Genomic DNA, 8,163 nt, shown 5'->3' with positions numbered 1-8,163 from the left:
AATCAGTACCTTATAAATTCACATAAAGTACACTCAGGACATAGCTCTCGTGCTTCACAAAATAAGTAGCTGTTATTTCAATAACAGCCCTTTTAAATTAATTGTACCCTTCATGTTTCAAGTTGCAGCCAATAAAGCTGCAACTTGAAAGTTATTGATTGGGTATAGATATATTATTGGAATTTAATATTTAGATTTACGCCAAAATTAATTGCTTCTCCGGCACGCGCATACCATTTTCCATCCTCCATCTGGAATGCACGGGTAATATATTTCTGATTAAGGGCATTTTTAACCCAAAATTTCACTGCATAATCCCCGGTTTCATACCCTGCACCAAGATCCAGTAAACCATAGGCAGCTTGTTTTTTGCTATTGGCATTATCGAAATAAGTACTTCCTTTCACATTGTAATCGGCACGGACAAAGTAGCCATTGAGGAAGTTATAATCGATGCCAACACCATAGGTGTAATCGGGTGAGTTTGCAGGACGGTTATTTTTGTAATTCACCGATGCATACTTACCTGCCGTGGTTTTGATTTCTGTTGGGAAATCTTTGAAGCTAGCATTGGTATAACCTGCATTGACAGACGCTGTTAAGTTACGTGAAATACGCCACGCCAATTCTGATTCAAGCCCTCGGCTGACAGACTTACCACTGTTGATGGTATAGGACAGTGGATAATAAGCGACTTCAACCTGTTGATCTTTCAAATCAATCCAGAAGAATGAGGTATTCCAGCGCACACGCTTATCAAACCATTCAGATTTAAAGCCAGTTTCATAGTTGGTGGTATATTCTGCACCATAAGAACGGCTGGATTTTGGCCCCAACGTATTAAAACCACCACTCTTGTAACCGCGCGAAATACTGGCATAGGTCATAACATTGTCTGTCATGTAATAGTTAAGACCCATTTTAGGCAGCCAAGTATCAAATGACAGGCGGTTATCGTCTCGGGTTTCTCCCCCGCTATTCAGTTTAAAGTCGATATTTTTCTTTTCATAGTCATAGCGCAGACCAGCGACTAACTCCACATTATCCAGCAGGTAATAACTGGTATTACCGAATAGTGCGTAGTTATCTGTTTTTATATCTGACGCTCTCTCCTGAACGAAAGATTGAGGAATAAAACGATAATCGATATTGTTTTTATCTTTCTGATGGAATGTATAAGCACCGACTAACCAGTTAAATGATCCCTCATTTTTTGAATTTAAACGAAATTCCTGCGATAAATAGTTCGTTTTCCTCTTCATCCGCAGTTCGCTGATGCTGTCTTTAGTGAAATCCAAGTCTTGATTATCAATTTTCTTTTCATCGGTATAAGCACTGATGGAGGTAAAATCAATATCATCCCAGGCATAGATAGCTTTCACCTGACCTTTATAAGAGTCAACATTTACTTTACCGATATAGTTGGAATTAATGGACTTGCGCCCTTTTTTGATATTATCCAATTCAGTAAAGGAAGTATTACCATTACGGCGGTTTTGCATATCAAAAGTCGTAATGACATCCCAGTTAGAGTCGCCCGGCTGCCAACGCAGTTTTAACCTGCCATTGAAATCATGGATATTATCGATGTTTTTCTTACCATCATAATCACGTTTAAAGTAGCCATCGCTATACAGGTATTTCAATGCGGCACGATACGCCCAATCTTCGCTCTGATTGATGCTGCCACCCAAAACGGCATTTGCCTGTGTACGGTTATAATTCCCGTAGGACAGACCAAAGTTATATTCAGGTGAGAAGTCTGGATCTTTCGTGGTGATACTAACCACACCCGCTTCGGTATTGCGACCATATAACGTTGCCTGCGGGCCTCTTAACACTTCGATTTTATCAATGTCAAGTAGCTCAGTATCGTAAGTATTTGTATTTACCCCATCAATGAAAAAACCAACAGACTGTTCCCCTTCCATACCAGGGGTAATGCCTCTCATTGAGAAAAAGCCAGCATCAGATGGATTGCCCGCTTTTACCATATAGAAATTGGGAATACGCTGTATTGATTCAGAAATATTTTCAATGTTTTGTCGTTCAATATCAAAATCAGTCAACACACTCATACTGATGGGTGTTTTTTGCTGTTCTGTCTTGATTTTTTGAGCCGTGACTGTAATGGTATCTAATTCAATTTTATCATTTTTCCCACTGGTTTCAGCGAATGAACTAAATGGAATAGAGGTTAAAACCACTAAACTGACAGTACTTCGGTTAAATATCATCATTCATCTCCATGAAGGTTAAAAACGCTTATCTAACATAATGTTAGTCATACCCAAAAATTAGAAATATATTGGGTATAGATGATATTTACTCACTTTATATCAATAAAATATTGTGATAATTAATTATTTACTATCCAGTCAACATTTAATAACGAAACCAATATCTAATAACAATAAAATACTTCAATAATTGATGATATATATTTTTGGTTATCTAAAAACCACCGAATTAAAACACAAATGATTCTCATTCACAAGAGGTATGTTAACAAAATTAAATCCCATTTATTATTAAAGGGTATATACCACTACTTATTAAGTGGTATTTTTCTGTGGATAAATAACAAGCAACTATTTGTTTACGCCGTTAATTAGAAAAACACTAATAGATATATTTGATAGTCAATCTCCAAGCCTACCCATTCTATTGGTTTAAACAGAAAATAACCGGCCTGGTTTTTATAAATTCAATAAATCAATTCGATGATTCCACACTCAATATAAGCATTATTTTTATGGGATTTTACCGGGTTATTGTTTATTTATTAGCTCATATGGCAGTAAACAATTACGGATAACAATCTAGATACTTTAATTTTTCTACTAAAAATGATCTTTTTATTTAGACTATTCCACCCTCAAATCTTGGGCCAAAATAGAAAAACCGCCGCAATATACTGCATCAATATCCTTATGCAATTCATTACGGCGGTCTTTATACTATTATTGCTAAATCAATTAATTAACACATTAATAAAGTCTTCAACCTACAGCTCGCATTCTTCATCTGAATCTTCTTGAGAATGGTTTCCTATAGCAATAAATTCATCCAGCAACCCTAAAAATTGAGTCAATTTTTCTGGAGAAAAGGCGTCCTCAATCGCCTGATAGCCCTCTTCAACCAGCCCTTTTGCCTGCTCGTAAAGCTCTTGACCTGCCGGCGTCAAAGAAACATACAGCTTACGCTGATCATTCATAGGTTTTAGGCGAAAGATAAGCCCATCACGCTCCATCCGCGTCAAAATGCCCGTCAGACTCGGGCGCAGAATACAGGTGAGACAAGCCAGATCATGAAAATCAATAGAACGGCTGCTCGCAAGCACGCGAATAATACGCCATTGTTGCTCAGTTAAATTATAGCTCTTCAAGATGGGACGAAAAAAACCCATCGCGGTTTCTCTCGCTTGAAGTAATGCAATTGTCAGGGATTCATGCATAAGTAAAAGTGACTCTTTAGTTAATCGCTAGTTATTCTCTATAAGTTTAACGCGCACGCTACTTATTATAGACAACATAAACATCAAAATAGACAACACAAACATCAAAAAGACTAACACGCTCATAATTATCGACAAAGGGAAAAGACTTCAACATTAACAAATAAATAAAATTATCCCGCCAAAAAAAGTTAACAAAAAGTTAATTTCAATCCCATATGACCCTGACAAAAAATATAACAGGTTGATCTTTATGTTGTGCTAATAATCACAAATAAGACCTTGTTACATAGATCACAATTAAAATTAACAATCGAATTAACATATTGAAGATTGCCATCATATGTATTATTAATATATTAATAAACAACCTTCCAATACGTCGTTCAGGTTTCAAGGAGTTGTCAATGAAAGGCACTGTTTTTGCCGTCGCCCTCAACCATAGTAGCCAGATCAATTTCTGGCATGAGACGTTTCACGAAGCACCTTATAAAGTCCCCCCCAAAACTCCAATTTGGTTTATCAAACCCCGCAATACCGTGATTGACTCAGGCGATGCGATCCCCTATCCCATCGGGGAAACGGTACAAAGCGGCGCAACTCTGGCACTGTTGATTGGCAAAACTGCACGCAAAGTTTCTATTCAGGATGCCAATCAGCATATTGCTGGCTACGCATTGGCAAATGAAATCAGCCTGCCAGAAACATCTTTTTACCGCCCCGCCATTAAAGCAAAATGTCGGGATGGTTTTTGTCCGATAGGTCAAATGATTAAGGTAAAAACGGTGGAATCACTCGATATCGTGACTGAGATCAATGGTCAGGAAGTTGATCGCTGGTCTACCCAAGATCTTGTCCGTTCAGCGTCTGAACTTCTGTCGGCATTAAGTGAGTTCGCCACGTTGAAAGAAGGCGATGTCATCCTGCTGGGAACGCCCCACCAGCGCGTCACTCTCCGTCCTGCCGATCACATCACGGTCAAGGCCGAAGGTTTCCCTAACTTGGAAAACACGGTTGTACTGGCGGGAGGTCAGGCATGAAACACGCCCAAATTCATTATCAGGGCCAAGACCTGAATGTCACCGTTGACAAATGGGAAAATATTATCCTGCCTGATGGGAGCACGGTAAGCAGTGAAGATGTTTTGTGGCTTCCCCCCGCCAACGGAACCCTGTTCGCATTGGGGCTAAATTATGCCGACCACGCAACAGAGCTGGAGTTTAAACCACCGGAAGAGCCGCTGGTATTTATTAAGGCAGCCAATAGCTTAACGGGACACTGTCAGGTTTCTGTCCGCCCTGACAATGTGGAATACATGCACTATGAAGCGGAATTGGTTGTCGTGATTGGCAAACTTGCCCACAAAGTTTCCAGAGAAAATGCCATGGATTACGTTGCGGGCTATACCGTTTGTAATGATTACGCCATCCGGGATTATCTGGAGAATTACTATCGCCCCAATCTGCGCGTCAAAAGCCGCGATACGCTCACCCCGATTGGCCCGTGGATTGTGGATAAAAGTCAGATTACCGATCCCCATAATCTGAGCTTGAGAACCTGGGTGAATGGTGAGTTACGTCAACAAGGCACGACAGCCGATTTGATCTTCGACATTCCTTTTTTGATTGCCTATCTCAGCGATTTCATGACATTACAGCCGGGCGACATGATCGCCACCGGAACGCCAAAAGGGCTGTCCGATGTTGTTCCCGGTGATGAGGTCATTGTGGAAGTTGAAGGGATTGGGCGTCTGGTGAATCACATTGTCAGCCAGCAAGAATATGAGGAGAGTTTGTCATGACCACGATTAATCATTGGATCAACGGCAAGAACGTTGGCAGCAAAACCTATTTTGACACTCTCAACCCCGCAACGGGTGAAGTACTAGCGGAAGTTGCGTCGGGAGGACAGGAAGAGATTGATCAGGCTGTTGCTGCCGCCAAAGAGGCTTTTCCCAAGTGGGCAAGTACCCCGATGAAAGAGCGTGCTCACTTGATGCGCCGTTTGGGTGAATTAATCGACCAAAATGTTCCCGCTATTTCTGCGATGGAAACCCAGGATACCGGTCTGCCCATCCACCAGACGCAAAATGTGTTGATCCCACGGGCTTCCCAGAATTTCAATTTCTTTGCTGAAACTTGCCAGCAGATGAACGGACGCACCTATCCCGTTGATGACAAGATGCTCAATTATACGCTGATCCAGCCTGTCGGTGTTTGTGCGCTGATCTCCCCGTGGAACGTGCCTTTCATGACAGCAACGTGGAAAGTCGCGCCTTGTCTCGCACTGGGAAATACTGCCGTTTTGAAGATGTCCGAACTTTCTCCGCTGACGGCCAACCGTCTGGGAGAGCTGGCACTGGAAGCCGGTATTCCGGCAGGCGTGCTGAATGTGGTACAAGGCTACGGCCGCACCGCAGGCGATGCGCTGGTGAAACATCATGATGTGCGTGCCATTTCTTTCACCGGCGGGACGGCAACCGGTCGCCTGATCATGCAGAATGCCGGGCTGAAAAAATATTCCATGGAGTTGGGTGGAAAATCCCCCGTCCTGATCTTTGAAGATGCAGATATTGAACGCGCTCTGGATGCCACCCTGTTCACCATTTTCTCCCTCAATGGCGAGCGCTGTACGGCAGGTTCCCGTATTTTCATCCAGGAAAGCATCTATCCCGAATTTGTCAAACACTTTGCCGAACGCGCCAATCGGCTGCGTGTCGGTGATCCCCAAGATCCCAATACGCAAGTCGGCAGCCTGATCAGCCAGCAACATTGGGAAAAAGTCTCCAACTATATTCGTTTGGGGATCGAAGAAGGCGCGACACTGCTAGCGGGAGGCCCCGATAAACCAGCCGATTTACCTACTCATCTGAAAAATGGCCATTTCCTGCGTCCTACCGTACTGGCCGATGTAGATAACCGGATGCGCGTGGCACAGGAAGAAATCTTCGGCCCTGTTGCTTGCTTGCTACCGTTCAAGAGCGAAGAGGATGGGCTACGCATGGCTAATGATGTGGAGTATGGCCTGGCATCCTATATCTGGACACAAGATGTAAGCAAAGTTTTGCGTCTGGCACGTGGTATTGAGGCAGGGATGGTGTTCGTCAATTCCCAAAATGTTCGCGACCTGCGTCAGCCATTTGGCGGCATAAAAGCCTCCGGTATAGGGCGTGAAGGCGGGGAATACAGTTTTGAAGTCTTTGCCGAAGTGAAGAACGTCTGTATTTCAATGGGAGAGCATCCTATTCCTCGTTGGGGCATTTGATCAATCTCAGCGTTAACCACGGTTCGCCATCCTGATATCAAGTGAGGATTTATGGGAAAGTTAGCGTTAGCAGCAAAAATTACACACGTACCTTCTATGTACTTGTCCGAATTGCCGGGCAAGCATCACGGTTGCCGACAAAGTGCAATCGACGGACACAAAGAGATCAGCCGCCGTTGCCGTGAAATGGGTGTCGATACGATTATCGTGTTCGATACTCACTGGCTGGTTAACAGCGCCTATCATATTAACTGTGCCGACCATTTCTCCGGCATCTATACCAGTAATGAACTGCCGCATTTTATCCGCGATATGACCTATGAATATGACGGTAATTCTGAGCTGGGCCGGATGATTGCGGAAGAGGCTCGCCAGATGGGGGTTCGTGCGCAATCACACGAGATCCCAAGCTTGACGCTGGAATATGGCACGCTGGTGCCGATGCGCTATATGAACAGTGATAGCCATTTCAAAGTGATTTCAATTTCTGCCTTTTGTACTGTCCATGCTTTTGAAGACAGCCGTAAACTGGGAGAAGCGGTTTTACAGGCGATTGAGAAATATGATGGTACGGTTGCGGTGCTGGCAAGCGGCTCTCTGTCACACAGTTTCATTGAGGATCAACGCGCCGAAGAAGGCATGAACAGTTATACCCGTGAGTTTGATGAGCAGATGGATCGCCGCGTTGTGCAGCTTTGGAAAGAAGGCCAGTTCAAGGAATTCTGCAAGATGCTGCCGGAATATGCGCAATATTGCCGTGGTGAAGGCAACATGCACGATACCGTGATGCTGCTTGGCCTGCTCGGTTGGGATAGTTATGACGGCAAGGTGGAGTTTTTGACGGAGTTGTTCGCAAGTTCAGGGACAGGGCAGGTTAACGCTGTTTTCCCATTACCGGACTATATTACCGAACTACGCTGTTAATGAGCGATTAATGAAAGGGCTGTCGCTAACAGCAGTCGATAAGACCCAAGTCTATAAAACCGAGGCCTGATAGGAGAAAACCGTGCCACATTTTTACGCTGAATGTACTGAAAATATCCGTGAAGAAGCCAAGTTGCCGGAATTGTTTGCCAAAGTGAATCAAGCGCTGGCAGATACGGGCGTTTTCCCTCTGGGCGGTATCCGCAGCCGTGCCATTTGGTTGGATACATGGCAAATGGCGGATGGTAAACAAGATTATGCGTTCGTTCACATGACGCTGAAAATTGGTGCCGGACGCAGCCTCGAAGATCGGCAAAAAGTCGGAGAAATGTTGTTTACCTTAATCAAAGCGCATTTTGCCAACTTGGTGGCACAGCGCTATCTTGGCCTTTCTTTCACGATGGAAGAACTCGATCCCGTGCTGAATTATAAATCCAATAATGTTCATAACCTGTTTAACGCAAAAGAGTAACGACTATAGATGGCATAATTGGGAACACTAAAGTCTATTTTTATTA

General features: G+C 43.5%; 7 protein-coding genes. 5 read left to right on the top strand and 2 right to left on the bottom strand.

The features are described from left to right. Positions 1-173: 173 nt before the first annotated feature. Together H8A87_RS13075 and hpaR are read right to left on the bottom strand one after the other, a co-directional pair. Positions 174-2,240 (bottom strand): TonB-dependent receptor, encoded by a 2,067-nt coding sequence (locus H8A87_RS13075; protein ID WP_198690388.1) that lies wholly within the window; start codon positions 2,238-2,240, stop codon positions 174-176. 767 nt (positions 2,241-3,007) lie between these two features. Then, on the bottom strand, positions 3,008-3,457 hold the full coding sequence (gene hpaR / locus H8A87_RS13070; RefSeq protein WP_198690387.1) for a homoprotocatechuate degradation operon regulator HpaR: 450 nt from the start codon (positions 3,455-3,457) through the stop codon (positions 3,008-3,010). A 407-nt stretch (positions 3,458-3,864) separates the two neighbouring features. Between hpaR and H8A87_RS13065 the strand changes: the two genes are divergently transcribed. From H8A87_RS13065 to H8A87_RS13045, 5 genes are all read left to right on the top strand, one after another. After that, positions 3,865-4,497 carry a fumarylacetoacetate hydrolase family protein gene (locus H8A87_RS13065; RefSeq protein WP_198690386.1) on the top strand — a complete coding sequence of 211 codons (633 nt, stop codon included), beginning with the start codon at positions 3,865-3,867 and terminating at the stop codon, positions 4,495-4,497. Continuing rightward, a complete protein-coding gene (locus H8A87_RS13060) occupies positions 4,494-5,258 on the top strand; it encodes a fumarylacetoacetate hydrolase family protein (protein ID WP_198690385.1) in 765 nt (254 codons plus the stop codon). The genes H8A87_RS13065 and H8A87_RS13060 overlap by 4 nt, the downstream gene beginning before the upstream one ends. After that, positions 5,255-6,721 carry a 5-carboxymethyl-2-hydroxymuconate semialdehyde dehydrogenase gene (hpaE, locus tag H8A87_RS13055; protein WP_198690384.1) on the top strand — a complete coding sequence of 489 codons (1,467 nt, stop codon included), beginning with the start codon at positions 5,255-5,257 and terminating at the stop codon, positions 6,719-6,721. Before H8A87_RS13060 ends, hpaE begins: the two co-directional genes overlap by 4 nt. 51 nt (positions 6,722-6,772) lie before the next feature. Then, entirely contained in the window at positions 6,773-7,645 is an 873-nt protein-coding gene (gene hpaD, locus H8A87_RS13050; protein WP_198690383.1) for a 3,4-dihydroxyphenylacetate 2,3-dioxygenase, read from the top strand. Positions 7,646-7,727: 82 nt separating this feature from the next. Next, complete coding sequence (locus tag H8A87_RS13045; RefSeq protein WP_198690382.1) at positions 7,728-8,117, top strand: 5-carboxymethyl-2-hydroxymuconate Delta-isomerase; 390 nt, start codon at positions 7,728-7,730, stop codon at positions 8,115-8,117. Positions 8,118-8,163 lie beyond the last annotated feature (46 nt).

Source organism: Xenorhabdus lircayensis (assembly GCF_016306625.1).
GTDB lineage: Bacteria > Pseudomonadota > Gammaproteobacteria > Enterobacterales > Enterobacteriaceae > Xenorhabdus > Xenorhabdus lircayensis.
This window is presented reverse-complemented; position numbering and strand designations above follow the sequence as displayed.